Origin of the sequence: Caballeronia sp. LZ028 (assembly GCF_031451415.1) — a bacterium.
Classification (GTDB): domain Bacteria; phylum Pseudomonadota; class Gammaproteobacteria; order Burkholderiales; family Burkholderiaceae; genus Caballeronia; species Caballeronia zhejiangensis.
Map to the genome: position 1 here is coordinate 2,725,797 of NZ_JARUXN010000001.1, position 24,707 is coordinate 2,750,503.

The window sequence follows — 24,707 nt, forward strand, 5'->3', positions numbered from 1 at the left end:
GGCGGTGTGCTCGCGAATTAACGGTAGACCGGGAAACGCTTGGTCAGATCGGCCACTTGCGCGCGCACGCGCTCGAGGTTCGCCTGGTCTTCCGGATTGTCGAGCACGTCGGCGATCAGGTTGCCCACGATCTCCGCTTCCTTCGTGCCGAAGCCGCGCGTGGTCATCGCGGGCGAGCCGAGGCGCACGCCGCTCGTGACGAACGGCTTTTCCGGATCGTTCGGAATGGCGTTCTTGTTGACCGTGATGTGCGCGGCGCCGAGCGCGGCTTCCGCTGCCTTGCCGGTGATCTTCTTCGCGCGCAGATCGACGAGCATCACATGGCTTTCGGTGCGGCCCGAGACGATACGCAGACCGCGCTTCACGAGCGTTTCGGCCAGGACGCGCGCGTTATCGACCACGGCTTGCTGATACGCCTTGAATTCCGGCGACAGCGCTTCCTTGAACGCGACGGCCTTCGCGGCGATCACGTGCATCAGCGGACCGCCCTGAATGCCCGGGAAAATGGCCGAGTTGATCTGCTTCTCGAACTCGGCCTTCATCAGAATGACGCCGCCGCGCGGGCCGCGCAGGCTCTTGTGCGTGGTCGTCGTGACGAAGTCCGCGTGCGGCACCGGATTCGGATACACGCCAGCCGCGACGAGACCGGCGTAGTGCGCCATGTCGACCATGAAGTACGCGCCGACGCTCTTCGCGATCTTCGAAAGGCGCTCGAAATCGATCTTCAGCGCAAACGCCGACGCGCCCGCGACGATCAGCTTCGGCTTGTGTTCCTTGGCGAGCGCTTCGGTCTTGTCGTAGTCGATGTCCTCGGCTTCGTTCAGGCCGTAGCTCACGACGTTGAACCACTTGCCCGACATGTTGACCGGCGAGCCGTGCGTGAGGTGACCGCCTTCGGCAAGGCTCATGCCCATGATCGTGTCGCCCGGCTTGAGCACGGCGAAAAACACGCCCTGATTCGCCTGCGAGCCGGAGTTCGGCTGCACGTTCGCGGCTTCGGCGCCGAAGAGCTGCTTCACGCGGTCGATCGCGAGCTGCTCGACGATGTCCACATATTCGCAACCGCCGTAATAGCGCTTGCCGGGATAGCCTTCGGCGTATTTGTTCGTGAGTTGCGAGCCCTGCGCGGCCATTACGGCCGGGCTCGTGTAGTTTTCCGACGCGATCAGCTCGATGTGATCTTCCTGGCGGCGGTTTTCCTGCTCGATCGCCTTGAGCAATTCGGGATCGACATTGGCGAGGGTACTTTCGGCTCTGTCAAACATACGTTTTCCGTGAGATCAAAACAGGTTGACCGGATCGCGCGTGCGCCACGTTCGAAGCAGACGCAAAAGACGCTGGAAACCGATGGAGTCCAGGCGCGGCGGATAGAGGAAGAATCCGGTTTCGCGGAACGGACAGCCACCAGCAACGCAGCGACGGCGTGCGGATCTCAGCTGCCCAGGCGAACGGCAAAACGACGCTCCGCGCTTCCTGGTGGGTCGCTCCACCTTGAATCCGAAGATTCTATCGCCAGTCACGCGGGGTTTGAGCGTTGTAGTGTAATGGCCGGCCATGCTTTAGGCAACCGGCTTACAGGGCAATCGGACGGGCGCGCAGCCACGCTTAAAGCACGATCGTTCGCGCCCACGGTTGCTTGCCGCGCCGCATCAATGGAAGTACGCTTTGCGCCGTTGCCGGACGCGTCGCCCTGCGCGCGTCGGCTTTGCCCGTCTCAGTCCATTCGGAGTCCGCTCATGATCGTTTTTGTCACCGGCGCGTCGGCCGGATTCGGCGCCGCCATCGCCCGCACGTTCGTCAAAGGCGGCCATCGTGTGATCGCCGCCGCGCGTCGCAAGGAGCGCCTGGTCGCGCTGTCGAACGAACTCGGCGACGCGCTTCTGCCAGTCGAACTCGACGTACGGGACGAAAACGCCGTCCGCAACGCCGTCGCGGCCCTGCCCGACGCGTTCGCGCAGATCGACGTGCTGGTGAACAACGCCGGACTCGCGCTCGGCCTCGAACCCGCGCAACGCGCGAATCTCGACGACTGGAAGAACATGATCGACACGAACTGCACGGGTCTCGTGACGGTCACGCACGCGATCTTGCCGGGCATGATCGAGCGCAATCGCGGACATGTGTTCAACATGGGATCGGTGGCGGGCACGTATCCGTACGCCGGAGGCAACGTGTACGGCGCGACGAAGGCGTTCGTGCGGCAGTTCAGCCTGAACCTGCGCGCGGACGTCGCCGGCACCGCCCTTCGCGTGACGGACATCGAGCCGGGGCTCGTCGGCGGCACCGAGTTTTCGAACGTGCGCTTCAAGGGCGACGACAGCAAAGCCGCGACTGTATATAAGGATGTGCAGGCGCTCACGCCCGAGGACATCGCCGACGCGATCTACTGGATCGCCACGCGCCCGGCACACGTGAACATCAACGCGATCGAGATGATGCCGGTCGCCCAGACGTTCGCACCGTTGCAAATTCACCGCGGCTGATTCCGATATCTGCCTAAGGATTTGGCGGGGGTGCTTCCGGTTCCGGTAAAATGCCGCCGATGAATATTTGTCAAAATGCGAGCCAGATCGTGTTTATGAGCCTCTGCGCGAGCGGAGCGGCGCAAAGGTGAGTGATCCGTTGACTTTCGAGTGGCCGATTCGGGTGTATTACGAGGACACCGACGCCGGCGGCATCGTCTTCTACGCGAACTACCTGAAGTTCTTCGAACGGGCGCGCACCGAATGGCTGCGCGCGTGCGGAATCGATCAGCAGCGTCTCGCCGATTCGATCGACATCCTGTTCGTCGTGAGACGCACGGCTGTCGAATATTCGTCGCCGGCGCGCCTGGATGACGTCATTCGCGTTGTAAGTCGCATCGAGCGCCTCGGCCGTGCATCGGTGGATTTTCATCAGGAAGCGTGGCGCGACGGCGTGCTGCTCGCGAGCGGCGACATTCGCGTTGCCTCGGTGGATCGCGCGTCGATTCGTCCGGCCGCCATTCCGGATGCGGTGATCGAAGGATTGAAGCGCGGCCCGCACGCGACGCTCGCCGCGGCATCGCGCGGCGCAGATCAAGACCGAGCCTGAACGATGAACTCATCGCACACCGAAGCGAAACAGGGCATCGGGAACAGAGGAAGCATTAACGAGCATGAGCCGGCCACGGCACGGCTTTCGTTTGATTCACATCCATTTCACGAAAGCATGACGCTTTGACCGGACGCCCCTTCCGGGACGTAACAGCAGACCTTTATGAACAATACACAAGACCTGTCGATCATTTCCCTCGTCGTTCACGCGAGCCTGCTCGCGCAGGCCGTGATGGCGCTGCTGTTGCTGCTGTCGCTCCTGTCGTGGACCTTCATTTTCCGCAAGTGGTTTGCCATTCGCCGCGCGCGCGCGCAGACCGAGCGCTTCGAGCGCGATTTCTGGTCGGGCGGCGACCTGCAGGCGCTGTATCAAAGCGCGGCGAACAACCGTCACACGATCGGCGCGCTCGAGCGTATCTTCGAATCCGGCATGCGTGAATTCCTGAAGGGCAAGGAGCGCCGGATCACCGATCCGGGCGCGATTCTCGACGGTTCCCGCCGCGCGATGCGCGCCGCCTTCCAGCGCGAAATGGACGTGCTCGAAGCGAACCTCGCGTTCCTCGCGTCGGTCGGTTCCGTGAGTCCTTATATCGGTCTCTTCGGCACGGTGTGGGGGATCATGAATTCGTTCCGCGGTCTCGCCAATGTGCAGCAGGCGACGCTCGCGAACGTGGCGCCCGGCATCGCCGAAGCGCTCGTCGCGACCGCGATCGGCCTCTTCGCCGCGATTCCCGCAGTGGTCGCGTACAACCGCTACGCGCACGACATCGACCGTCTGGCGATCCGCTTCGAGACCTTCATCGAAGAGTTCTCGAACATCCTGCAGCGTCAGGCGCACTAACAGAAGGAGTCCGCGATGGCAGGCCCCATTCGTTCCAGCATGCGTGGCGGCTCGCGCCGCGCGATGGCCGACATCAACGTCGTGCCATACATCGACGTGATGCTCGTGCTGCTCGTCATCTTCATGGTGACGGCGCCGCTCGTTTCGCCCTCGATCATCAATCTGCCGACCGTCGGCAATGCGCAGCCGCAGGAGCAGCAGCCGCCGCTCGTCATCAACATCAAGGCGGACGGCAGCATGAACGTGCGCTACAAGGAAGAAGGCGGCGCGACGCAAGAGCAGAAGATGACGATGAACGATCTCAACAGCTTCGTGCTCAACCGTCAGGAATCGCATCCGGATCAGCCCGTCGTGATCGCGGCGGACAAAACCGTGAAGTACGAAGTCGTGATGAACGTGATGTCCGATATGAAGGCGCGCGGCGTGAAGCGCGTCGGATTGCTCGTCAAATCGCAATGACCCTTTCGCACAGGCCGACACGCGCATCGTCCGCGCGACCGAATCGCCCGCCGCGTGAACGCGGCACGGGTAAGGCGTTCGCGCTCGCGGCGTTGATGCATCTGCTGCTCGGCTGGTTCCTGTATCACGGCATCAACTGGCAGAACAACACGCCGGCGGGCGCGGAAGCGGAAATCTGGACCGAGATTCCGGACACGCCCGCGCCGACGCCGCGCCCTGCCCCGCCGCCGCCCGCGCCGGTGAAGGTGCAGCCCGCGCCGCCGCCGGCGAAGGACGAAGACGCGGACATCGCGTTGCAGGAGAAGAAGCGCAAGCAGCAGGAAGCCGCCGCGCGCGAAGCGCAACTCGCCGAGCAGCGCCGTCAGCAGGAAGAGGCGAAGCAGGAAGCGGAAGCGAAGCGTCAGCAGCAGCTCGCCGCGCAAGCCGCCCAGCAGAAGGCGATGCAGGACAAGCAGAAGCAGATCGAGCAGCAGCGTCAGGCCGACCTGCAGAAGCAGCAACAGAAGGCGCAGCAGGACAAGCAGCGTCAGCAGCAGCAAGCCGAAGCGCAGAAGCAGGAACAGCTCAAGGAGCAGAAGGAGAAGGAGAAGGAACAGCAGGAAGCCAAGGCGAAGGCCGACGCGCAAGCCAAGGCCAAGGCTGAGTCCGACGCGAAAGCGAAGGCCGCGGCGCAAGCGAAAGCCAAGGCCGACGCGGAAGCGAAAGCCAAGCTCGATGCCGAGCGCAAAGCGCGTCTCTCGCAACTGCAAGGGCAGTTGGGCGGCGGCACGGCGGGCAGCGGCGAAGGCCTGGCCAAGAGCGGCACCGGCAAGGGCGCGGGCGGCAATGCGACCTCGCCTGGCTACGCCGAGAAGGTGCAGCGTCGCGTGCGGCCGAACATCGTGTGGGCCGGCGAAACGGCCGGGCTCGAGACGGTCGTGTCGGTGCGCTGCTCGCCGTCGGGCACGCTGCTGTCGGCGAATATCACGCGCTCGAGCGGCAACGAGCAGTGGGATCAGGCGGCACTGCGCGCGGTACAGCGCTCGGATCCGATGCCGGTGGATATCGACGGCAAGGCGCCTTCGAGCTTCACGATCACGCTGCGTCCGGCGGGCAGTTAACGCGCTAGTCAGCAGTGAAGCGCGCTTGAAAGCTCGCATTAAGCAGCGGGAACGAAATGTGCGACCGCGGGTCTGTTCTGCAGTCCGCGGACACTTGAAAACGCTTTTATCTGGAACCTATACAGCATGAGTTTGATGACGAAGCTTGGCCTGAAAACGCTGGTCGCGTCCTGCCTGATCGCAGCCGGCACCGCTGCACACGCCCAGTTGAACGTACTCGTGACCGGCGTCGGTTCGACCCAGTTTCCGATCGCGACGGCCAATTTCGCCAATGAAGCGAGTTCGCCGCAGCAAGTCAGCGCGATCATTCGCCAGGATCTGCAGCGCAGCGGCAAGTTCACGAATATCGACGCCGGCAGCGCGCCGGTCGCGGAATCCGATACGGTCGATCTCGGCGCGTGGAAGGCAAAAGGCGCGGACGCGTTCGTGTCGGGTAGCGTGAACAAGCTGCCGAACGGCCAATACGAAGTGCGCTTCCGGCTCTACGACACCGTCAAGCAGCAGAACCTGGGCGGCCTGTCGCTCGTCAGCGCCGAAAGCGGCCTGCGCATGAGCGCGCACAAGATCGCCGACTACATCTACGCGAAGCTGCTCGGCGGCCGCGGCGTGTTCGCAACGCGTCTGTCCTACGTCATTCAGACGGGCGGCCGTTATCAATTGCAAATTTCCGATTCGGACGGTCAGGAAGCGAAGATCGCCCTCTCCAGCCCGGAACCGATCATTTCGCCGGCGTGGTCGCCGGACGGCACGAAGGTCGCATACGTGTCGTTCGAGAAAAAGAAGCCGGTGGTGTACATCCACGACCTGCCGACGGGACGTCGCGTAGTCGTGTCGAATCAGAAGGGCAACAACAGTGCCCCGTCGTGGTCGCCTGATGGCCGCAAGCTCGCGGTCGCGCTCTCGCGCACGGGCAACACGCAGATTTTCGAAGTCAACGCAGACGGCTCCGGCCTGCGCCGTCTGACACAAGGCAGTTCCATCGACACCGAGCCGTTCTACTCTCCTGATGGCAACTGGATTTATTTCACGAGCGATCGCGGCGGCCAACCGCAGATCTACAAGATGCCGGCGGCGGGTGAAAGCGCCGGCGCGGCCCAGCGGGTCACGTTTGCGGGTGCGTACAACACCAGCCCGCGCGTGAGTCCGGACGGCAAGCAACTCGCGTACATTTCGCGCACTGGCGGCGGCTTCAAGCTGTATCTGCAGGACCTCGCGTCCGGCACGGCGACGGGGCTGACCGACACGACGCATGACGAATCGCCGAGCTTCGCGGCGAATGGTCAGTACATCCTCTACGCCACCCAAGTGAACGGACGTGGCGTGTTGGCAGCCGTTTCGACCGACGGTCGCACGCGGCAAGTCTTGTCAGTTCAGGGCGGTGTGGTGCGCGAGCCGTCCTGGGGTCCGTTCATGCAATAAGTCCAGCAATAACGTTTCACATACAACGTTCAGCTACAACACAAGGAGAGGTACCATGATGTCGAAACTTCGTATCGGCCTGGCAGTTGCGATGGTCGGCGCATTGGCGGCGTGTCACTCGGGCGTGAAGCTCGACGAAGGCCAGAACAAGGGTGCAGTCGGCACGCAGCCGAACCCGACGGACGTGAAGCAGGTCAACATCGACCCGCTGAACGATCCGAACAGCCCGCTCGCCAAGCGCAGCATCTATTTCGACTTCGACAGCTATGCCGTGAAGGACGACTATCAGCCGCTGCTGCAACAACACTCGTCGTACCTGAAGAGCCATCCGGAGCGTCACGTCCTGATTCAAGGCAACACCGACGAACGCGGCACGAGCGAGTACAACCTCGCGCTCGGCCAGAAGCGTGCGGAAGCCGTGCGTCGTGCAATGTCGCTGATGGGCGTCGCCGATTCGCAGATGGAAGCCGTGTCGCTCGGCAAGGAAAAGCCGACGGCAACGGGTCACGACGAATCGTCGTGGGCACAGAACCGCCGTGCGGACCTCGTGTACCAGCAGTAATTTACTTAACGTAACCAGTCACGGGTGAGTCGCCCTATGTTGTATCGCTTTCCCTTGCTGCGCGCGGCCGCAGCCGCGTGTGTAGTCGGTTCGACGATGTTGAGTGCGCCCGCGCACGCCGGCGTCTTCGACGACAACGAAGCGCGTAAAGCCGTGCTCGATCTGCGCACGAAGACTGACAGCCTGTCCAGTCAGTTGCAGGCCGCGCAGCGCACGATCCTCGATCAGCAGAATCGTATCGACCAGCTCAATCAGCAGGTCGCGACGGTTCGTGGCCAGAACGAGGATCTGGCCAACCAGGTCGCCACGCTGCAGAAGCAGCAGAAGGACTATTACGCCGATCTCGATTCGCGCTTGAAGAAATTCGAGCCGCAGCAAGAGACGATCGATGGCGTGACGGGTTCGGTGCAGCCGGGCGAGACGGAAGCGTTCAACGCAGCGTCGACTCAGTTCCGTAACGGTGACTACAAGAATGCCGCGGCGTCGTTCAAGGCGTTCGTGGCGAAGTATCCGCAGAGCCCGTATCAGCCGACGGCGCGGTATTGGCTCGGCAATGCGCTCTATGCGCAGCGCGACTACAAGGGATCGACTGCGATCTGGCAGGACCTGGTGAAGAGTTATCCGACGCATCCGCGAGCGCCCGAGGCGTTGCTCGCAATCGCGAACAACCAGATCGAGCAAGGTCAGAAAGCGGCTGCGAAGCAGACGCTTCAGCAGATCATCTCGCAGTACGCCGGCACGGAAGTCGCGCAGACCGCGCAGAGCAAGATGTCGCAAGTGAAGTAAGCGAAGCCGAAGTTCGGAGTTTCGCGCCTCTCGAGGAGAATGCCCGCGGGCAATGGAGCCGCGGGCGTTTTTCTTTCGATGATTTGATGATTCTTCAACCGAGCGGGTTGACAGATTCGCGAATCGAAGTTTATAATTTTGCCTCTTTCGGGTCGTTAGCTCAGCTGGTAGAGCAGCGGACTTTTAATCCGTTGGTCACAGGTTCGAATCCCGTACGGCCTACCAAGTATCAGGTAAAAAGCCCAGTCATTGCGACTGGGCTTTTTGCTTTGGCCGTTCGGTCCTTCGCATCACTGTTCCAGCAGCCTTAGCCGCGGCGTGAGCTCGAGCGCGGCGACGGCCTCGAACATATCGTTCGCTTCACTCAACGCACGGTCCGCTTCGGCCTTGCGCTTCTTGTAGCTCGAATGTCTGTTGAACCCGGCGCCCAGCAGCATCACGCCGACCAACGCACTCGGCCAGACGAAGTACGCCGCGAGCAGGCACAACACGCCCCAGAACGTGTAGGGCCAGAGCTTCGGCTCGGCGGGTATCGAATTGCGCGCCATCTCGATTCGCGCGAGCGCCCGTTCCAGTCCTTCGACGCAACCGCCGCGCTCCCGCAACCGCCCTTCGATTTCATACACCGCGCGCATCGTCTTCTCTTTCGACGGAAGCGACAAGGAACCGATGTCCGTCAGCAAGCTGATCGATTCGTTGACTTGCGCGAAGGATGGCGCCAACGACGCGAACGTCTGTTCATGCTCGGGAAGCGCCATCGCTTTGCGGACGTCCGAACGCCCCACGCAGACCCCGTGCGAAAAGAAATATTGCTGGATCGCGCGGGATGTCCGGTTCTTGAGACCCGCGAGAAATTCCTCGTTGGCCTGTTCCCTTCTACTCATTGTTTTCGCTCCTCGACATGCTGGGGCCTCATCCCCCGGCGCCGCTATTCTTTCCGCTTATGTCGAAGACCGTCACCCGAAAAATCCGAAAGCCTGATGGCCGCCCCGTCCGATCAAGACACGATTTGTCTCGATAGTTTCTATAATCAGGAGCAACCTTTCCTCGCCTGCGCATCATGACCTCCAGCCTCGACGAAGCCATCCTCCGCGTGCTCCCTACCGAGCGCGACGCGACCGCGTGGCTATCGACGCCCGAAGTCCGCAGACGTCTCGAAGAGCGCGGTCATCGCGTCGGCTATACGAAGAAGGTGCAGCGTCATCTGACGGCGCTCGAAGCCGATGCGCGCGTCGTATCCATGCTCAACGGCCGCGAGCTGCTCTGGCAGCGCAAGCCGTGGCTGCACGGCTTGCAGGAAGGCATGAGCGGTTTGATGAGCGCATCGGAGGCGGTGGCGTTTCACATCCTCCAGCGCTTTGCGGGCAACAAGCTGCCGAATGCCGTCACGCGCGACATCGATCCGCTGTTCAAGGCCGCCGAATCGCGGCTGTCGCAGGAAACGGCGGACAGCCGCATCTATCGCGCGTGGGCCGACAAGATCGATTCCGTCGATGGCGCTTTCACGCTGATTCGGCCGAAGCTGCGTCCGGAAATCTTTCAGACGGTCGCGACCGCTACGTTCTTCGAGCGCGAACTGCTCGTGCAGTATCGCGCGGCATATCGGGGCGAACGCAGCGACGAACCGCGCACGAAAAAGCTGTGGCCGCTCGCGCTGGTCGAATCCGCGGGCGTGATGTATATGGTCGCGCAAGATCCGAGTCGCGCGCCGCGTCCGGAGAAAGGCGAAACGGAATGGACGCGCGCGCTGTATCGGCTGGACCGGATTCGCTCGGTTTCCGAGTCGGGCGAATCTTTCACGTATCCGGACGATTTCAAGCTGCGCAAATACATCGAAACGCAGCAGGTCTTCGACTTTCTGCCCGAGCCGCCGGTGCTGCTCGAACTTGCGTTCGAAGGCAACGCGGGCAATCAGTTGCGCGAATCGCCGATGTCGAAGGATCAAAAAATCGACACGTTGCCCGACGGCCGCATGAAAGTCACCGGCACCGTCACGCCAAGTCTCAAGCTGCGCTGGTGGCTGCGCGCGCTCGGCGCGGGGGTCGAGATTCTCGCGCCGCAAGCGTTGCGTGACGAGTTCGCCGAGGATTTCGCCAAGCTGGCGAAGCGCTATCGGACGAGCTGACGCATCAGCCCATATAACGCACGTTCACCTGCGGCCCGAACACCTCGCGCACGATATCGACGAGATGATCGTGGTGGCTCAGAAAGATCACCTGCGTGCGTTTCGCGATCTGCGCGAGCACGCGCAAGCCGGCGCGCGCGCGGCCATCGTCGAAGTTGATGAAGAGATCGTCGGCGACGAACGGCAACGCCGACGCCTTCTCGCCATGCTCTTCCAGCGCCGCGAGCCGCAGCGCGAGATACAGCTGATCGCGCGTGCCCTCGCTCATGCCGGCGATATCCACATGCTCGCCGCTCGCGCGAATCGCGGACAGCGCCATCGGCTGACGATCGTAATCGACGACGAGCCGCGAGAACGTGTCGAGCGTGAGCGCCGAAAAGATCGTGCTTGCGCGCGACAGCATCGGTCCCTGACGGCGCTCGCGATAACGGTCGATCGCCCACTTGAGCAGCGTCGACGCCGTTTCGACCTTGACGAAGCGCTCGGCGGCATCGGACATCGTGGCGAGCGCTTCCTGGCGCTTCGCTTCGGCGCGCGCGGCGTTCGCTTCGCCTGAAATGGCATTGAGTTCGCGGCGCGCGGCGTCGAGTGCCGTCGCCGTTTCGCTCGCGATTCTCACCGATTCCGACAGCGCCGCGCCGATGCGCGAGAGCTCCGCCTGCACGTTCGACATGTCCGCGCCCTCCACTTCCGCGATGAGTTCGTCGAGCGTCAGGCCATCGCCGCCCTTGATGAGCGCGGCGCGCGCGTCGTCGACGGCGGCGGCCAGTTCGCGCTTCTTCTGCGATTGCGCGATGCGTGCCTGAAGCACGTCCGGCGTATCGACACCCGCCAGATCGTAGAGCGGACGCAGCGTCGCCTTCGCTTCCTCGACATCGGCGTGAGCGCGACGCACGTGCTCGCTCGCCGACGCGTGCTCCTTCTTCAAACGCTCACGCTCGCCATGCGCGGCGCAAGCGAGATCGAGACGCGCCGACAACGCCGTCGCAGTCGCGTTCGCGCCGAGCGCCGCGAGCGATTCGTCGAGTTCGCGCGCAAGGTGCGATGCCTCGGCGTCGAGCGCTGTGAGCGCCGCGCGCATCGCGTCGATTTGGCCGTTGCGTACGGTTTCGATGTGCGTCAGTTGCGCGCCGATCTTCTTCACCATGTCGATGGCCGCTTCCGCCGCCGCCTGCGAATCCGCTGCGTTCGCGAGTCCCGCTTTCGCGATCGCCGCCGACCACTCGCATTGCCAGCGTTCGAACGCTTCGCGCGCCGCTTTCGCCGCGCCTTGCCGCGCGATGCGCTCGGCTTGCGCTTCGTCGAGTTGCGCGGATACGTTGCGGCGCGTGACCGCGGCTTCGTCGACGGCTGCGATCTTCGCCTCGGCCAGATCGCAGAGCGCGTCGAGATCGGCGCGTGCGTCCGCGTCGTCCAGATGCCGCGCGAGTTCGTCGCGGCGCGCGCGGGAATCGGCGGCTTCGCGCGCGAGTTCTTCGGCGCGCGCATCGAGCGTCTGCGACGCGGCCAGCGCCTTGTCACGCGATGCGATCCACGACGGCGCATCGTCGAGCGACATGTCCGCGATCTGCGACTGCGCGGCGAGCGCGCGCCACGATTCGTCGAACGATGTCAGCGCCGACTCTGCTTCGCGCACGCTTTGCTCGCGTCGCGCGAGCGTCGATTCTTCGTTCGCGACGCGCCGCTTCAAGGCCGCGAGTTGCGTCGCGTGATTCACGGAACCCAACTGACGATCGGCGAGACCATCCGCCGCGTGCATCGCCGTTTCGAAACCGGAAGCGCCTCGATCGAGCGCGACGTCGCCGGACCGGATCGCGCGCCACGCTGCATCGCGCGACGTACGCGCGTCCCGAACCTGATCGCCCGTCACGACATCGTGCGTCTCGACCAGACTGTCGAGTTCCGATCGCACGGCGTGCAGCGCGTCCTGCGCTTCCTTCGCGCGATCGGCCGCGAGCGTCAGCCGCGACGACAGATCCTGCCGCTGCGCGCGCAATGCGGCGATGCGCTCCGCCGCCGGCAGCGTCATCGACTTGAGTTCGCCGATCGGACGCGACCATCGCCCGAGCGACGCCATGCCCGCTTCGAGCAACTGTTGCGCGTCGCGCTTCGCATCTTCGAGGCGCTGCTGCGTCGCGCTCGCATCGCGATACTTCTGCGCGGCACGCAATGCAGCGCGCAGACCCGGCGACACATCGCCGTTCGCGATCGGCGCGAGCTTCGTTTGCAGCGTGACGATCTGCGCGGCGCATGCGTCGGCGGCTTGCTCCGCATTGCGCGCGGCGAGTTCGAGTTCGCCGCGTTCGAGCATCAGGCTCGTGACGGTCTGAAGCGCGAGCGCGCCGGGCATCGCGCCGCGCACGCCCGCTTCGTCGAGCGGCCAGCCGAGCTGCGCGCCGTCCTGCGCAATCTGGCGCAGCCGCAGCGCGACTTCCTGTTCGAGCCGCGCGATTTCGTTCGCGTGATCGGCACAGCGCTGTCGCGTGGCGTCGAGCGCGCGAATGCGCGCTTGCGCGGCGAGGACCGCGTCGTCGATCACGATCGCGTCGAGATCGGCTTGCAACTGCGCGGCGGCTTTTGTGTGGACGTCGAGCGCGCTTTGCGCCGCCGCGAGCCGCTTCAGCGCGTTTTGCAGCGTCGCCTCGGCGTTCGCGGGCAGATCGACGGCATCGCCCAGTTCGCGCAATTCCGCGGCCTTCTCACGCCACACGTTCAGGTACGGCGCCACGCGCCTCACGCGCTCCAGCTTGGCGCGCTGCGTTTCGAGCTCCGTGCGGCGCGCGTCTTCATCGCGACGCTTCTCCTCCGCCTCTTCCACGGCGCCGTGCGCGCGACGCCACTGCGCCGTTCTCACGCTCGCCGTCTTCAGCTCGGCGGTGGCTTCGTCGTATTGCTTCAGGCCGATGTAATACGCGCGATCGCCCGACTTGCGCTTCGCCCACAGTCGATCGGCCTCGTCAGCGAGACGTTGGCGCACGTCGCCGAGACTCGCGATGCCCGCCGCCGATTGAAACAGCACCTGCCCGACATCGCTCGATGCATCGAGAATGGCTTCGCCGCCGCGCCGCAGCGCCTCGTGATTCAGGCAGTACATCTGCTCGAAGAAGCCTTTATCGGATGCGCCCAGAAACGTCGCCAGCGCGTCGGCGGGCAGCGCATCGCCGTTCGGCGTGCAAAGCGACGACTTGCGGCTCTTCGTGCGATGGAACGCGAACGCGTCGCCGCCGGTTTCGATCGACGCCCCGAGCCGCAGATCGCTTTGCGGATGCACGAACGCAAGCGGCGAGCTATGCGGCATGCCGAAGAGCAGCTCGGAAATCGCGTTCTTGATGGTGGATTTGCCCGCCTCGTTCGGACCGACGACAAAGTGAAAATCGTGTTCCGCCGCCGGAAACTCCACCGTGTGATCGGTGAATTTGCCGTAGCGGATGAGTTCGAGCTTGCCGATACGCATGCCTTACTCCGCGTCCGATAATTGCGCGATCAGCCCCGAGCGCACTTCGGCGACGAGCTTAGCGATTTCGCCATTGCGCACGCGCTCGAGCTCCGGCACGGACTTCTGCAACTCGCTCGGCGCCTGCGACGCCAGTGCGATCAGCCTTTCCTTCAACATGCTCAGAAACTCCGGGTCGGATTCCGCTTCGATGAGAAGACCGTGAAGATCGGCGAGCGCATCGGTGCGGCCGGTGGCGGGCTCGCTGTGCGCGAGCGGCTCCGTCGCGATCCTCACTTTTTCGAGCCAGAGCCGGTCGTGGCTGATCGCGGCGATCTGCGCGAGGACTTCCGCGCGCAGTTGCGCTTCCAGCCCGAAGAGTTCGCCGTGCGCCGCGGTCGCGCCGGCGATCGTCACGCGCACGGCGTGCGGCACGGGCGCCGCGGACGATTCGACGAGCGCTTCGAGCGCACGTCCGACCGCGAGCGCGACTTCATCGAGCGTACCCGCCTGCGATGCGTCGACCGTCACGGCTTCCCAACGCAGCACGTCGATGAAAAGCCGCTCGACGCTCACCTCTTCCGCGTCCGAAACATTGACGATGACCGCGCCGCGCCGTCCCGTCTCGCGGATATTGCGTCCTTGCAGATTGCCCGGAAACACGATGGTCGACGTGTCCTGCCAGATCGCGTAATCGTGCACATGGCCGAGCGCCCAGTAGTGATATTCCTTCGCGTGCAGTTCGGCGACGGAGCACGGCGCGTAGCTCGCGTGCATCGATCCGCCTTCGAGCGCGGTATGCAGCACGCCGATATTGAAATATCCCGCGACCGGCGCCGGATACGCGGTGACGAGATTCGTCGTGACCGCTTTTTCCTTGAAGCTGTGGCCGTGAAGCGCGACCTTCAGATCCTCGATGAGAAAGGTCTGCGGCTTTCGCGTCGAGAACGTGTGGACGTTGTCGGGCAACTGAAGCTGGCTCGTCATTTCGCTTTCGGCGTCGTGATTGCCGAAGAGCACGTACACCGGAATGCCCGCGCGACGCAGCCGCCCCATTTCACGGCAAAAGAAGATGCCCGTGTTGTGATCGCGCCAGGTGCCGTCGTAGAGATCGCCGGCGATCACCATGAAGTCGACTTGCTCGTCGACCGCCACCGACACGAGCTTCGAGAAGGCCTCGCGCGTGGCGTTGCGCAGCATGTCCGCGGGCGCGTCCGCGTAGGCGGAGAGGCCGTGCAACGGGCTGTCGAGATGGATGTCCGCCGCGTGTATGAAGCGCATGGCGCTCGCTCCTTCCAATGGGACCGACGATCATAGCAGCCGGTCAAGACACATCGTGTCCCGATCGACGATGCGTCTTCGGGACGCGATATGTCCCGCCCCGCTCGCAGAATCACTCGTCCGGATTCAACGCGAACAAGGACAAGACGATGAACGCAACACTCGAACGAGACGCCACGATCACGAGCCCTTACACGCCGGGAAACGTCGATGCCGCAATCGGGCATCTGGAACGCGTGCTGTCGGCGGAAGGCGCGAATTCGCTGTTCGGCCAGACCTATTGGCGCACACGCGTGCAGCAGGTGAGCGCGACGCGTGGCCTGCTTCACGAGCAGCGCGTGCGGCTGGAACGGCTGATGAAACTGCTGTCGGATGCGCGCCGCGTTCAGCCCTTCGAGCGCTGAACGGCTTGTGCCAGTGCGACGAATTCCGCGACCGGCACTTCCTCGGCGCGGCGCGTGAGATCGAAGCCGAGCGCGTCGAAATCGATCGCGTCGCGGTACGCGCTCAGGTTGTTGCGCAATACCTTGCGGCGCTGCGCGAACGCGGCTTTGACGACGTCGCTCAGCACGGTTTCGTCGACTTCGGGCAACTCGTGCGGCGCGAGCGGAATCATCCGCACGATCGCGGAATTCACCTTCGGCGGCGGATTGAACGATTCGGGCGGCACGTCGATCAGCTTGTCCATCACGTAGCGGTATTGCAGCATCACCGAAAGACGCCCGTAGTCCTTGCTCGCGGGTTCGGCGATCATGCGTTCGACCACCTCGTCCTGCAGCATGAAATGCTGGTCGATGACCTTCTGCGCGAACGTCGTCAAATGGAACAGCAGCGGACTCGAAATGTTGTACGGCAGATTGCCGACGATGCGCAGCGTCGGCTTCTCACTTTCGAGCGCGAGCGAAGCGAAATCGAAGTCGAGCGCATCGGCGGAATGCACGACGAGCCTGTCGCCGAAACGCTTTTCCAGACGGCCGATCAGATCGCGATCCAGTTCGACGGCGTGTAGCGGCGACTCGGGCGTGGCAAGACGCTCGATCAGAGGCTCGGTGAGCGCCGCGAGGCCCGGCCCGATTTCGACCATGCGCTCGCCGCGCTTCGGCGCGATCACATCGACGATGGAATCGATCACGCCCTGATCGACGAGAAAGTTTTGCCCGAAGCGCTTGCGCGCGAAATGGCCTTGGTGTTTGGTCGACATACTGATTCGAATTGAATGCGCGCGAGTTCAGGCGCTGCGCTTGTGGCGCGCCATCGTAACGGCGGCATCGATGGCGGCGATCATGCTGCCCGGATCGGCGCGGCCCGTGCCGGCGAGATCGAGCGCGGTGCCGTGATCCACCGACGTGCGGATGATCGGCAAGCCGAGCGTCACGTTGATGCCTTCGCCGAAGGTCGCGTACTTCAGCACCGGCAAGCCCTGGTCGTGGAACATCGCGAGCACGCAATCGGCGTCTTTCAGATAGCGCGGCTGGAACAGCGTATCGGCGGGATACGGACCGGGCGCATCGATGCCGAGTGCACGGGCGCGTTCGAGCGCAGGCGTGATGACGTCGATTTCCTCGCGGCCCAGATAGCCGTTTTCGCCCGCGTGCGGATTGAGCCCGGTGACGAGAATGCGCGGCGCGGGCAAGCCGAAATGCGCGCGCAGATCGTGATCGATGATGGTGAGCGTTTCGACGAGACCGTCGATGCTGAGCGCCGCCGACACGTCCTTCAGCGGCAGATGCGTGGTCGCGAGCGCGACGCGCAACGGACGTTCGCTGGAACCCGCGAGCATCATCACGACGCGCGGCGTATGCGTGCGCTCGGCGAGGTATTCGGTGTGGCCCGTGAAGGGCACGCCGGCATCGTTGATGGTGCTCTTTTGCAGCGGCGCGGTGACGATGCCGTCGAACCGGCCGGAGACCGCGCCGTCGATGGCGGCATCGAGCAGACCGAGCACGTAGCGCCCGTTCGCCGCATTCAGTTTGCCCGCTTCGGCGGGAACGGCGAGCGCGTGATGTTCGATGTCGACCGAGTCGGGCCATGCGCCGCCCGCGCGGGACGTGAGCAGATCGCGATCGCCGAGCACCGTGAAGCGCGCCGATGGCCAGCGCTCGCGCGCCTCGCGTAGCGCCGCCGCCGTCAGTTCCGGGCCGACGCCGGCCGGCTCGCCGGTCGTAATGGCGATGGCGAGCGGTCGGGCATCGGCATTCATGCTGTTACTGCGCTTGGGCAGCGACGCCCTTGTACTGCACGTACGCGGTGTCGCGCAGTTCGCGCAGCCAGTCGGAATACGCCTGCTCGGCCTTGCGCTGGCCGATCGCCTGACGCGCGATGTCGAGTTGCTGCGACGCCGATCCTTCCGCATCCCGGCGAGCGAGCACCTGAATCAGGTGATAGCCGTACTCGCTGCGCACCGGATCGCTGACCGCGCCGTCCGGCAGGTTGTTCATCGCGCGCTCGAATTCCGGCACGGTCTCGCCCGGGCTGATCCATCCAAGATCGCCGCCTTGCGACGCCGAACCGTCCTGCGAATACGTGCGCGCGAAGTTGGCGAAATCGCCGCCGTTCGCGACCTGCTGCTTGATGTCGAGCAGCCGCTGGCGCGCGGCCTGTTCCGACATACCGTCCGACACGCGCAGCAGGATGTGGCGCACGTGCGTCTGCACGAGTTTCGGCGCATCGCCGGCGGTGCCCTGGCTCGCGCGGCGATCCACCAGCTTGATGATTTCGAAACCGCCGTCGGTGCGCAGCAGCGTCGGCACGACCTGGCCCGGACGCAGCGTCGACACTGCAGTCACGATGCCCGCCGGCAGCGAGCCGGGCGCGCGAAAACCGAGATCGCCGCCCTTGCCGGCGTCCGTGTCCTGCGAATTCTGTTTTGCGAGCTTGGCGAAATCGTCGCCGGCTTGCGCCTGCTTGAGCACGGCCTCGGCCTGCGCCTGAACCTTCGCGACTTCGCTTTCCGGCGCGTCCGACGGCAGCTTGAACATGATGTGCTGCAAACGCAGATCGCTCGCGTTGCGCGCGCCCGGACCGCGCTGGCTGGCGATGTAGTTCGCCACTTCGCCGTCGGACACGGTGATCTTGCTATCCACTTCCTTTTCGCGCAGCTTCGAGAGCGTGAGCTCCGTGCGCGCGTCGCGCATGAAGGTGGACCAAGGCACGCCCTGCGCCTCGATGCGCGAGCGGTAGACGTCGAGCGTCATCTGGTTTTGCTGCGCGAGACGCGCGAGCGTGCGGTTCACGGTGGCGTCGTCGATGACAATGCCGTCTTCCTTCGCCTTCTGAAGCTGAATGCGCTCGATCACCATCTGATCGAGCACTTGCCGCTGCATCTGATCGGCAGGCGGCACCGGCGCGTTTTGCTGCTGGAGACGCTTGACGATGAGGGCGGTGCGCTCTTCCAGTTCGCGCTGTGTGATGACGCCGTCGTTCACCACCGCGACGACGGAATCCGCGACCTGCACATTGCGATTCGACAACGCCTGCGCACCGGCCGGCGAACTCAGGATCAGCGCGCCGACCAGCACGCCCGCTGCGATTGCCGTCGATCGAAACATATTCACGTTTGCCACAGATACTCCATCAAATACGGACTTCACCGTTCGTGTCCTGCTTGTGTGTCCTGCCCTGCGCGGCCGCCGACGCGCTCTTCGCTGCACGTCCGTGGACGCCGCGAGCCCGATGATCCGGCCTCACTCGTAATCGCTGTACCGGGAGAGCGGCGGCGCCGCTGCCGGCGGCGGCTGATAACCCTGAACGCTCGCGCGGAACGCGCTGACGAGCCCGTTGTCGACGTTCGACAAGCCCTTGAACGTCAACTGCGCGAGCACGCGCGTGCCCGAGGACGGCTGGCCCAGCGTGTTCACGCCGTTGGCGTAGCGCTGCATGCCGAAGCCGAATGCCCAGCAGTCGGCATCGTACTGGAAGCCCAGAAGCCCGTCGACGAGACGATGGCTCGCGAGATCATAGTTCACGCGGCCGACGGCATAGAGACGGTTCGTGAGCGGCCATTCGCCCGAGACCAGGATCTGGTTGATCGGCTCGTTCACCAGCGTTGTCTGGTTCGAACGCGTGTAGCGATAGCCGACGTTGATCACCTTGCGCGCGCCGGGACTGAACGCAAAACCGATGCTCGAGCGCACGAGCTGGTTGTTGTCCACATTATATTGGAACGCAGTTTCCGAAGCGAAACCAGCACCCAGCTTGATGGCCGCGCCGGCGATCAGGTCGGAGTGCTTTGCCTGTCCCGGCGGCTGATCCGGCGAGATCGTGACGCGCTGGCTCTGGAAATAATACTGCTGCGCGATGACGAAACGCGCACGCTCGTCGCCCGTCGCCGGGTTGATGAAGCGCGTGGTCAGGCCGGCCGTCAGGCGATTTGCGTCCGCGATCCGGTCGTTCCCGACAAACGTGTTCGGCGTGTAGATTTCAGCGAGACCGAAGTCGGCTTCGGCGGTATCGAAAATCGGCGCGAAGTCCTGATTGTGATACGGCGTGTAGACGTAGTAGAGCCGTGGCTCCAGCGTCTGGATGTAGTCCTGCCCGAAAAGCCGCACCGAGCGGTCGAACACGAGGCCCGTGTCGAAGCTGAGCGTCGGGATCGATTCGGTGAAGTTCTTCGGCTGCCCCGCGACCGGCGGCGACGAACCCGCGACCTGCGTCGTCGCGATATGGCTCAGATCGTACGACGCGAAGTGCCATTGCACTTTCGGCGTGACGAAATAACCGGGCGCATTGACGCCGTAGCTCAGGTACGGATTGAAGTACAGTCGGTTGCCGTCGGTGGCGCCCTCGGTCGTGATCGTGAAGCGCGTGGCGTCCAGTTCCGCGCCGTAGTCGAAGCCGCCGACGTTGTACTTGTTGTACTGAACGTTGACCTGCGGCTCGCGGGCGTACGGCGGCGTCGAGGGTTGCAGCGTCTGCCAGCGCTGTTCGCGCGCGAGCACCGACCACGGGCCGTTGTTGTACGTGAGCCCCGCTTCCTGCTGATACAGCAGTTGCGTGCCGTTCAGGAACTGATTCGACGCGTTGCCCAGGTCTTCCGGATATTGGTCGTCCGAAACCTTGTTGTAATTGATATAACCGCCGAAGCCGCTACCGAAGTTCTGACGGTGCTGCCAGAAGATCGCGTAGCGGTTCGAATGCGTCACGCGGTCATCGGGCAGATAGTTGACGTCGAGCGAGCCCGAGTACGTGGGCGACAGATAGCGATATGTCGCCTCGCCCAGTACGCCGCGCTTCGTCATGATGCGCGGCGTGATGGTCAGATCGCGATTGGGCGCGATATTGAAATAGTACGGGATCGTCGCTTCGAAGCCGGTCGTCGAACTGAGCGTGAAGGTCGGCGGCAGAAGGCCGCTGCGACGGTCGCCCGTCAGCGGAAACGAAAGCCACGGGCTGCCGAAAACCGGCACGCCCTGGAAGAACAGCACGCCGTTGTGGGCGATGCCCTCTTCGGCGCCGGTGTCGAAATCGAACGACGTGCCCTTGATGTACCACGCCGGATCGGACTCGCACTGGCAGGCCGTGTACGTGCCGTGGTCGATGCGCGCCCGCTCGTTGTCGATCATGTCGGCGCGCGCGGCGCTGCCCGAGCCGCCCGTCAGATTGAAGCGGTACTTCGGGTTCGTCATGAACCCTTCATTCGCTTCCACCTTCAGATGCGCTTCGGGACCGACGAACGACACGCCGTTGTTGATCAGCCTGACATTGCCGAAAGCATCGGCCATGTCGGTGTCCTGGTCGTAGTGGAGCGCGTCGCCCTTGATGACCGTGACCGTGCGCCGGATCTCCGCCGAGCCCTTCGCCGCCATGTCTTCGTCGGTCGTGCCCGTCGCCTTGTCACTGAGGAGGAAGGTCGAGGGCTGCTGGCCGTTTTGCAGCGGGCGTTCCTGGAGCTCCGGCGCGAGGCGCAGGCTGCCCGGGCCGTCGAGCGGCTGCGGATAGGCGGCGTCGCCCACGAGCTGCGCGTGGGCAAGAGCGGGCATCAAGCCTGGAACGGATAGAAGCGCAGCGACGAGCCGCCGCCTGCGTGGCTTGTCGTCGCCTTTGATTTTCGATACGGGAAACTGTCGTGGCGGCATGTATGGGTGGCGGTTCGATCCCGTTCGCGTCCCACGCGCCCGATGCCGCCGGGCAGGCGGCCGCGCCTTTCCGCAGTCACGAACTTGACGGTCCGTTGCTAAGCGGGGACGACACTCGATCGAACGGTGACGCTCACAGTCGTCGGGAGCCTGGTGCCAGGCGTGAAACGGATCGCTTAAAAAAGTCGTGGGGTATTATATGGCAAGATGTTTGGCCCCTCGAATTTATGACGCACATTCCTTCCGACGCCCGCCTGAACCAGCTTCGCTCGTGGCTCGAAAACGTCGCCGGACCCTACCGGCTGAACGTCGCGAGCCTCGCTCCCGCCTCCGCCGATGCCAGCTTTCGCCGCTATTTCAGGCTCGAGAGCGATGCGGCGTTCGGCAAAACGCTCATCGCCGTCGATGCGCCGCCGCCGGAAAAATGCCGCGAATTCGTGCAGGTCGCCGCGCTTCTCGAGGCCGCGAACGTGCATGTGCCGAAAGTTTTGGAAACGGATTTCGACGCCGGTTTCATGCTGCTCACCGATCTCGGCACGACGACTTACATGTCGGTGCTCGACGAAAAGAACGCGCGGCCGATGATGCGCGCCGCGATCGACACGCTGATCCGCTTTCAGCAAACCGCGCGCGAAGGCGTGCTGCCGCCGTTCGACGAGGCGTTCCTGCGCCGCGAGATGGAGCTGATGCCCGAGTGGTTCATCGGACGCCATCTGGGCCGTGAAGTCACTGCCGACGAACGCAAGACGCTCGACGCCACGTTCACGCTGCTCGTGCAAAGCGCGCTCGCGCAGCCGCAGACTTTCATGCTGCGTGACTTCATGCCGCGCAATCTGATGGTGTGCGAGCCGAATCCGGGCGTGCTGGACTTTCAGGACGCGGTGTACGGCCCGATCACGTACGACATGGCCTCGCTCATGCGCGACGCGTTCATCAGCTGGGAAGAAGAGTTTCAGCTCGATTGCGTCGCGTATTACTGGGAGCGCGCAAAAAAGGCCGGACTTCCCGTCGATGAGGATTTCGGCGAGTTCTATCGCCAGCTCGAATGGATGGGCCTGCAGCGCCACATCAAGGTGCTCGGCCTCTTCGCGCGGATTCACTATCGCGACGGCAAGCCGCGCTATCTCGCCGATCTGCCGCGCTTCATCGGTTATGCGCGCAAGGTCGCGGAACGCTACGCGCCGCTGTGGCCGTTCGCGCGTCTGCTCGATTCGCTGGAAGGGCGCGCGGTCGATGTCGGCTACACCTTTTGATTCACGATGACGCACGCTTTGAAAACAGCGATGATCTTCGCCGCCGGACGCGGCGAACGCATGCGCCCGCTCACCGACCTCTGTCCGAAGCCGTTGCTGCCGGTCGGCGGAAAGCCTTTGATCATGTGGCAGATCGAGCGTCTCGCGGCGGCGGGCGTCGAAACGATCGTCATCAATCATGCGTGGCTCGGCGATCAGATCGAAAGCGCGCTCGGCAACGGTTCTCAATGGGGCGTCGAGCTGCGCTATTCGGCCGAGACCGAAGCGCTGGAGACGGCGGGCGGCATCGCACGGGCGCGTCATCTGATCGGCGATGGCGTGTTCATCGCGGTAAGCGGCGACGTCTTTTGCGACTTCGATTACGCGACCTTGCGCGAGCGCGCCTCGACGCTCAGTTCGATGCCCTCGCCCGGCATGCATCTCGTGATGGTGCCGAATCCGCCGTTCCATCCGAAGGGCGACTTCGCGCTGAACGACGGCACGCTCGCGCTGGAAGGCGAGCCGCGCTATACGTTCGGCAACATCGGTCTGTACGACACGCGCATGTTCGACGATCTCGCACCCGGCACGCGCCGCGCACTCACGCCGTACTATCGCGAAACCATCGCGGCCGGGCGCGCGAGCGGCGAGCTCTACGAAGGCCGATGGGAAAACGTCGGCACGCCCGCGCAGCTCCGCGCACTCGACGAGGAACTGCGGGCGGGGTGAGCTTCGGAGATTGGGACGCATCCGATGGTAAAATGCGCGGTTCTCGCGTCTTTTCCTTCCATTGCGACAAGCAATCATGTCCGATACCCGTCCCGATACCCTCTTTGCGCTCACCGCGCTCTCGCCGCTCGACGGCCGCTATGCCGCCAAGACCGAAGCCCTGCGCGACTGGCTTTCCGAAGCCGCGTTCATGCGCCATCGCGTGACGGTTGAGATTCACTGGCTGATCGCGTTGTCGCGCGCGGGTTTCGCCGAAGTGCCGCGCTTCTCCGACGCTTCCGAACAGTTCCTGCTGGGCCTCGCCGAGCGCTTCACCGCGCACGATGCGGCGCGCATCAAGGACATCGAACGCGTGACGAATCACGACGTGAAGGCCGTCGAATACTGGCTCAAGGAGTCGGTCAAGGGCCAGCCGGAACTGGAGCGCGCAAGCGAATTCATCCACTTCGCGTGCACGTCGGAAGACATCAACAACACATCGCACGGTCTGATGCTCGCCGGCGCGCGCGAACGCGTGATTTTGCCCGCGCTGCGCTCGGTGCATGAACGTCTCGTGAAGCTCGCGCACATGCACGCAGAGCAGCCCATGCTTTCGCGCACGCACGGTCAGCCCGCCAGCCCGACGACGCTCGGCAAGGAAATCGCCAATGTCGCGGCGCGTCTTGCGCGCGCGATCACGCGTATCGAGAAGGTCGAACTGCTCGGCAAGATGAACGGCGCGGTCGGCAACTTCAACGCGCATCTGTCGGCGTATCCGGACTTCGACTGGGAAGCGTTCTCGAAAGATGTCGTCGAAAATCGGCTGAAGCTCACGTTCAATCCGTACACGATCCAGATCGAGCCGCACGATTACATGGCCGAACTGTTCGACGCCGTCGCGCGCGCGAACACGATCCTGCTCGACCTCGATCGCGATGTGTGGGGCTACATTTCGCTCGGCTATTTCAAACAGAAGACGAAGGCCGGTGAAATCGGCTCCTCGACGATGCCGCACAAGGTCAATCCGATCGACTTCGAGAACTCGGAAGGCAATCTCGGCCTCGCGAACGCGACGCTGCGCCATCTCGCTGACAAGCTGCCGGTCTCGCGCTGGCAGCGCGATCTCACCGATTCGACGGTTCTGCGCAATATCGGCGTCGCCTTCGGGTACTCGCTGCTCGCTTACGACGCGCTGATCCGTGGCCTCGACAAGCTCGAAGTGAACGCGGCGCGTCTGAACGAAGATCTCGACAATACGTGGGAAGTGCTCGCCGAGCCGGTGCAGACGGTGATGCGCCGCTACGGCATCGAGAACCCGTATGAGCAATTGAAGGAACTGACGCGCGGCAAGGGCATCACGCGCGAGGCGCTGCAGACGTTCATCGGCGGGCTGGCGATTCCGGCCGACGCGAAGAAGCTGCTGCTGGAGATGACGCCCGGCTCGTATATCGGCAAGGCGGTGGAGCTGGCGAAGCGGATCAGCTAAGCAAAAAGACAGAAGCCCCGGAATTCCGGGTAATGCCGTTCAGTTAGCGCTGAACGGCATTTTTGTTTGTGGAGCGAGAAGTGGTTGTAAACGGAGCGCCGGGCTGTTAACTTCTCGGTGCGATGCT

General features: G+C 63.8%; 21 protein-coding genes, 1 tRNA gene and 1 riboswitch. Of the genes, 14 read left to right on the plus strand and 8 right to left on the minus strand.

The genetic code is table 11. The features are described from left to right. Positions 1-17: 17 nt before the first annotated feature. On the minus strand, positions 18-1,265 hold the full coding sequence (gene glyA / locus QCE58_RS12945; protein ID WP_250480666.1) for a serine hydroxymethyltransferase: 1,248 nt from the start codon (positions 1,263-1,265) through the stop codon (positions 18-20). A gap of 166 nt (positions 1,266-1,431) precedes the next feature. Beyond that, positions 1,432-1,530, minus strand: a riboswitch (ZMP/ZTP riboswitch). A 206-nt stretch (positions 1,531-1,736) separates the two neighbouring features. Between glyA and ydfG the strand changes: the two genes are divergently transcribed. The 9 genes from ydfG (at position 1,737) to QCE58_RS12990 (ending at position 8,466) form a co-directional block, all read left to right on the plus strand. Continuing rightward, on the plus strand, positions 1,737-2,483 hold the full coding sequence (ydfG, locus tag QCE58_RS12950) for a bifunctional NADP-dependent 3-hydroxy acid dehydrogenase/3-hydroxypropionate dehydrogenase YdfG (RefSeq protein ID WP_034471528.1): 747 nt from the start codon (positions 1,737-1,739) through the stop codon (positions 2,481-2,483). A 127-nt stretch (positions 2,484-2,610) separates the two neighbouring features. Beyond that, on the plus strand, positions 2,611-3,072 hold the full coding sequence (gene ybgC / locus QCE58_RS12955) for a tol-pal system-associated acyl-CoA thioesterase (RefSeq protein WP_250521387.1): 462 nt from the start codon (positions 2,611-2,613) through the stop codon (positions 3,070-3,072). A 165-nt stretch (positions 3,073-3,237) separates the two neighbouring features. Further along, positions 3,238-3,915 (plus strand): protein TolQ, encoded by a 678-nt coding sequence (tolQ, locus tag QCE58_RS12960; RefSeq protein ID WP_008342801.1) that lies wholly within the window; start codon positions 3,238-3,240, stop codon positions 3,913-3,915. A 15-nt stretch (positions 3,916-3,930) separates the two neighbouring features. Continuing rightward, complete coding sequence (gene tolR, locus QCE58_RS12965; protein WP_008342802.1) at positions 3,931-4,374, plus strand: protein TolR; 444 nt, start codon at positions 3,931-3,933, stop codon at positions 4,372-4,374. Further along, on the plus strand, positions 4,371-5,474 hold the full coding sequence (gene tolA / locus QCE58_RS12970) for a cell envelope integrity protein TolA (RefSeq protein WP_008342804.1): 1,104 nt from the start codon (positions 4,371-4,373) through the stop codon (positions 5,472-5,474). The genes tolR and tolA overlap by 4 nt, the downstream gene beginning before the upstream one ends. 126 nt (positions 5,475-5,600) lie before the next feature. Further along, positions 5,601-6,893: a Tol-Pal system beta propeller repeat protein TolB gene (gene tolB, locus QCE58_RS12975; RefSeq protein ID WP_250435154.1), complete on the plus strand. Its 1,293-nt coding sequence runs from the start codon at positions 5,601-5,603 to the stop codon at positions 6,891-6,893. A gap of 55 nt (positions 6,894-6,948) precedes the next feature. Next, positions 6,949-7,455: a peptidoglycan-associated lipoprotein Pal gene (gene pal, locus QCE58_RS12980; RefSeq protein WP_008342807.1), complete on the plus strand. Its 507-nt coding sequence runs from the start codon at positions 6,949-6,951 to the stop codon at positions 7,453-7,455. 36 nt (positions 7,456-7,491) lie between these two features. Next, positions 7,492-8,241 carry a tol-pal system protein YbgF gene (gene ybgF, locus QCE58_RS12985; RefSeq protein WP_008342809.1) on the plus strand — a complete coding sequence of 250 codons (750 nt, stop codon included), beginning with the start codon at positions 7,492-7,494 and terminating at the stop codon, positions 8,239-8,241. Positions 8,242-8,390: 149 nt separating this feature from the next. Continuing rightward, positions 8,391-8,466: transfer RNA gene (locus QCE58_RS12990), tRNA-Lys, on the plus strand. Positions 8,467-8,531: 65 nt separating this feature from the next. On the opposite strand, the gene QCE58_RS12995 is transcribed toward QCE58_RS12990, so the two are convergent. Further along, positions 8,532-9,125, minus strand: coding sequence for a hypothetical protein (locus QCE58_RS12995; RefSeq protein ID WP_250457441.1), 594 nt, complete (start codon positions 9,123-9,125; stop codon positions 8,532-8,534). 176 nt (positions 9,126-9,301) lie between these two features. On the opposite strand from QCE58_RS12995, the gene QCE58_RS13000 reads away from it, so the two are divergent. Beyond that, entirely contained in the window at positions 9,302-10,366 is a 1,065-nt protein-coding gene (locus QCE58_RS13000) for a YafY family protein (RefSeq protein WP_008342813.1), read from the plus strand. Positions 10,367-10,370: 4 nt separating this feature from the next. On the opposite strand, the gene QCE58_RS13005 is transcribed toward QCE58_RS13000, so the two are convergent. Together QCE58_RS13005 and QCE58_RS13010 are read right to left on the minus strand one after the other, a co-directional pair. Further along, a complete protein-coding gene (locus tag QCE58_RS13005; RefSeq protein ID WP_250521388.1) occupies positions 10,371-13,820 on the minus strand; it encodes a YhaN family protein in 3,450 nt (1,149 codons plus the stop codon). 3 nt (positions 13,821-13,823) lie between these two features. Further along, positions 13,824-15,080 carry a DNA repair exonuclease gene (locus QCE58_RS13010; protein WP_250521389.1) on the minus strand — a complete coding sequence of 419 codons (1,257 nt, stop codon included), beginning with the start codon at positions 15,078-15,080 and terminating at the stop codon, positions 13,824-13,826. A gap of 149 nt (positions 15,081-15,229) precedes the next feature. Here QCE58_RS13010 and QCE58_RS13015 point away from each other — a divergent pair, with 149 nt between their 5' ends. Continuing rightward, the gene (locus QCE58_RS13015) at positions 15,230-15,484 is read left to right on the plus strand and encodes a hypothetical protein (RefSeq protein ID WP_250521390.1); all 255 of its coding nucleotides are present in this window, start codon (positions 15,230-15,232) and stop codon (positions 15,482-15,484) included. On the opposite strand, the gene rsmA is transcribed toward QCE58_RS13015, so the two are convergent. From rsmA to QCE58_RS13035, 4 genes are all read right to left on the minus strand, one after another. Beyond that, on the minus strand, positions 15,466-16,281 hold the full coding sequence (gene rsmA, locus QCE58_RS13020; protein ID WP_250480671.1) for a 16S rRNA (adenine(1518)-N(6)/adenine(1519)-N(6))-dimethyltransferase RsmA: 816 nt from the start codon (positions 16,279-16,281) through the stop codon (positions 15,466-15,468). The two genes, QCE58_RS13015 and rsmA, sit on opposite strands and share 19 nt — an antisense overlap. A gap of 27 nt (positions 16,282-16,308) precedes the next feature. Then, entirely contained in the window at positions 16,309-17,280 is a 972-nt protein-coding gene (gene pdxA / locus QCE58_RS13025) for a 4-hydroxythreonine-4-phosphate dehydrogenase PdxA (protein WP_239295124.1), read from the minus strand. Positions 17,281-17,284: 4 nt separating this feature from the next. Further along, positions 17,285-18,628 (minus strand): peptidylprolyl isomerase, encoded by a 1,344-nt coding sequence (locus QCE58_RS13030; RefSeq protein ID WP_250521394.1) that lies wholly within the window; start codon positions 18,626-18,628, stop codon positions 17,285-17,287. A gap of 135 nt (positions 18,629-18,763) precedes the next feature. Further along, positions 18,764-21,154 carry an LPS-assembly protein LptD gene (locus QCE58_RS13035; RefSeq protein WP_250521391.1) on the minus strand — a complete coding sequence of 797 codons (2,391 nt, stop codon included), beginning with the start codon at positions 21,152-21,154 and terminating at the stop codon, positions 18,764-18,766. Between the two features lie 227 nt (positions 21,155-21,381). Here QCE58_RS13035 and QCE58_RS13040 point away from each other — a divergent pair, with 227 nt between their 5' ends. The 3 genes from QCE58_RS13040 (at position 21,382) to purB (ending at position 24,580) form a co-directional block, all read left to right on the plus strand. Then, positions 21,382-22,407 (plus strand): aminoglycoside phosphotransferase family protein, encoded by a 1,026-nt coding sequence (locus QCE58_RS13040; RefSeq protein WP_250521392.1) that lies wholly within the window; start codon positions 21,382-21,384, stop codon positions 22,405-22,407. A 6-nt stretch (positions 22,408-22,413) separates the two neighbouring features. Further along, positions 22,414-23,115, plus strand: a complete 702-nt coding sequence (murU, locus tag QCE58_RS13045; RefSeq protein WP_250521393.1) for an N-acetylmuramate alpha-1-phosphate uridylyltransferase MurU — start codon at positions 22,414-22,416, stop codon at positions 23,113-23,115. Between the two features lie 76 nt (positions 23,116-23,191). After that, positions 23,192-24,580: an adenylosuccinate lyase gene (gene purB, locus QCE58_RS13050; RefSeq protein WP_239295128.1), complete on the plus strand. Its 1,389-nt coding sequence runs from the start codon at positions 23,192-23,194 to the stop codon at positions 24,578-24,580. Positions 24,581-24,707 lie beyond the last annotated feature (127 nt).